This is a genomic window from Roseospira navarrensis, assembly GCF_009601025.1.
Lineage (GTDB): Bacteria > Pseudomonadota > Alphaproteobacteria > Rhodospirillales > Rhodospirillaceae > Rhodospira > Rhodospira navarrensis.
In genome coordinates, this window is sequence record NZ_WIVE01000134.1 from 1 (window position 1) to 2405 (window position 2405).

Consider the following 2405-nt stretch of genomic DNA (forward strand, 5'->3'; position numbering starts at 1 on the left):
CGCAAGCATCTGCAAGCCTACCTCGATGAGTTCGTCTTCCGCTTCAACCGCCGCCGCACCCGGCACGCAGCCTTTCGGTCCCTACTGGGCATCGTCACCACCAAAGGGCCCATCACCTACGATATGTTGATCGCGCCGGAAGCAAAGGGATAAGCCTTAAATTTTTATGATGAAATGATGTGATCTCTTGAGGTTATCTTGGTGTCTGATGATACAGGTGCTGGTGCCATGAACGATGATGCAGTGAGTCTTGAAAGCAGCGGAAACATCTATGCGGATGTCGGGGAGCCGGATGCGGAGGCGATGCTGCGCAAGGCCCGGATCGCCGTGGCCATCGAAACCCGCATCCGGGACCTGAACCTGACCCAGCGCGCGGCCGCGACCATGACCGGCATTCCGCAACCGCGTCTCTCGGCGTTGCGCAATGGGCGCTTTCGGGGGATCACTGAGACGCGGATGCTGGAGGCCTTGCGGGCGCTCGGCAACGACGTGGAGGTGGTGATCCGTCCGCCCCGGTCCGATGGCGCTGGCCCGGGGCACATGACGGTCACCTTTGCTGCCGAATAGCCTCTCGGGTCGCTCTCCCCTCAGATCCACCGCCGGACGCGGGCGGTGTAGGCCGTCCAGGCATCGCCGAAGTGGGCGGCGAGCACGGCCTCCTCGCGGGGGATGAACACTCGGTCGAGCCACAGGACCAGCGCCACGGGTCCCAGCCAGGGCGTCAGGTGGCCCATCCACCCCGCGATGCCGACCGTGGTGACCACAAGGCTCAGATACATCGGATTGCGGCTGACGCGGAACGGGCCCGTGTCCACCACCTGCCGGCCGCCCCGGAACAGCGCGGGCGAGACCCCCGCGCGGCTGAACGCGATCTGCGCCGCCACGGCGATCCCCAGGCCGACCAGCATCACGGCGGCCCCCGCCAGGGTGACCGGCCAGGTCCACAGCAGCGGCCCCGGCGCCAGCCGGTCGAGCGCGATCATTCCGGCCAGGGTCACCATGAACGCGAGCGGCGGCGGGACGAAGGCGACCCAGCGCGGGCGCGGCGGCGATGTCTCGGGCTTGGCGGTCATGCGTGAGTCCTTCTGGTGTTGATCGGCGCCGACGCGGTCGCGCCGGCCGCCTTACGAAAAGGATGAACCGTTCCGTCGGGCGGGATAAATCGCGCGAGATGCGTGGCCGGCGGGACGGCTGTACGCGCTGAGAGCGTAAATCCGGTTTCCCTGTAAGGATTATAATGAGCAAAACGAGCATTTGACCGAATCTGGCACGCCCTGGTAGGAGAATGGCAGGGAGGGTCGCGGCACGGCGATGGTCGCCGTCCCCGATCCTGTCCCCGCCGTTACCACAGAAAGGGTTCTCCATGTCGCGTTGTGCCGCTTTGGTCTCCACCATGTCTGCCGCCTTATTGATCGCCGGTTGCGCCAGTTCGAGCAAGGATATCGGGGCCGCCTACGTTTCTCCCATCCAGTATGCCGGGTTCACCTGCGATCAGATCCGCGAGGAACAGGCTCGGGTGACCACCCGCGCGATGCAGTTGGCGGGGCAGGTGGACGACAATGCCACCGGCGATGCGGTGGCGATGGGCGTGGGAGTGCTGCTGTTCTGGCCGGCGCTGTTCTTTATCGACGGCGACGGCCCCGAGGCGAACGAATACGCTCGTCTGAAGGGCGAGCGGGAGGCGCTGGATCAGGCCGCGATCCGCAAGGACTGCGGCTTCCCGGTCTCGGATCCGCCGGAGATCGCGGCGGAAGAGGAGCCGGCCGAGTCGGTGAACACCATCATGGACGCGGACGACCCGCGTTGACCGAGGCCGTCTTCGCCAAGGGCCGGTTGCTGGACAATGGCCCGGCCCGAGGCGAAGCGGTGTAACAGGGCGACGAAACGATGCCGGGTGGGCGTTGTCCGCCCGCCCGGTTCCTGGTTGGTCATCGATTGCGCCAGGACATTCGGTCCAGACGGGGCTGCGCGCTCGTTTCGGCACACGGGGACGACTGGTCCCGGATCATTTTCTGGCGGCATGCCGGGCGATGAGCCGCCGGACGAGCACGAAACCAGCCACGTAGAGGCCCGCCAGGGCGAGCAATGCCCCCGCAGATGTGCCCAAAGCAAGAACGTTGAGGTTTGAGAGTCCGAGGGCGTTGTAATAGTCATGGCTGATGTAAAACAACATAAAGCATATAATAACGGAGGCCAAGCCATAAACGCCCAGAATGATCGCGTCCAAGAAACTCAGAAAAATTCTTACCATAAATGATATAATGGGCAGGGCTTATCCCTTTGAGTCCGGGACCACATCATGTGGTGACAGGTGGCCTGAAACGGCGTAGAACATAACGTGAACGCACGCCATTTCCGGAGCCCGACCATGAGCAAGTTTCCTCGATCCCTGCTCGAATTCCAGC

Annotated in this window: 4 protein-coding genes and 1 pseudogene; 3 read left to right on the top strand and 2 right to left on the bottom strand. The window is 63.8% G+C overall.

Annotated features, from left to right (window positions below):
- Positions 1–153: pseudogene (locus GHC57_RS18840) on the top strand (IS1595 family transposase); the annotation flags it as partial.
- A 75-nt stretch (positions 154–228) separates the two neighbouring features.
- Positions 229–567 carry a helix-turn-helix domain-containing protein gene (locus GHC57_RS18845; RefSeq protein ID WP_153347169.1) on the top strand — a complete coding sequence of 113 codons (339 nt, stop codon included), beginning with the start codon at positions 229–231 and terminating at the stop codon, positions 565–567.
- Positions 568–587: 20 nt separating this feature from the next.
- Here GHC57_RS18845 and GHC57_RS18850 read toward each other — a convergent pair whose 3' ends face one another.
- A complete protein-coding gene (locus tag GHC57_RS18850) occupies positions 588–1073 on the bottom strand; it encodes a methyltransferase family protein (RefSeq protein WP_153347165.1) in 486 nt (161 codons plus the stop codon).
- Between the two features lie 320 nt (positions 1074–1393).
- Here GHC57_RS18850 and GHC57_RS18855 point away from each other — a divergent pair, with 320 nt between their 5' ends.
- Positions 1394–1807: a hypothetical protein gene (locus tag GHC57_RS18855; RefSeq protein WP_211369256.1), complete on the top strand. Its 414-nt coding sequence runs from the start codon at positions 1394–1396 to the stop codon at positions 1805–1807.
- A gap of 198 nt (positions 1808–2005) precedes the next feature.
- On the opposite strand, the gene GHC57_RS18860 is transcribed toward GHC57_RS18855, so the two are convergent.
- Positions 2006–2227, bottom strand: a complete 222-nt coding sequence (locus GHC57_RS18860; protein ID WP_153347167.1) for a hypothetical protein — start codon at positions 2225–2227, stop codon at positions 2006–2008.
- Between the last annotated feature and the right edge of the window lie 178 nt (positions 2228–2405).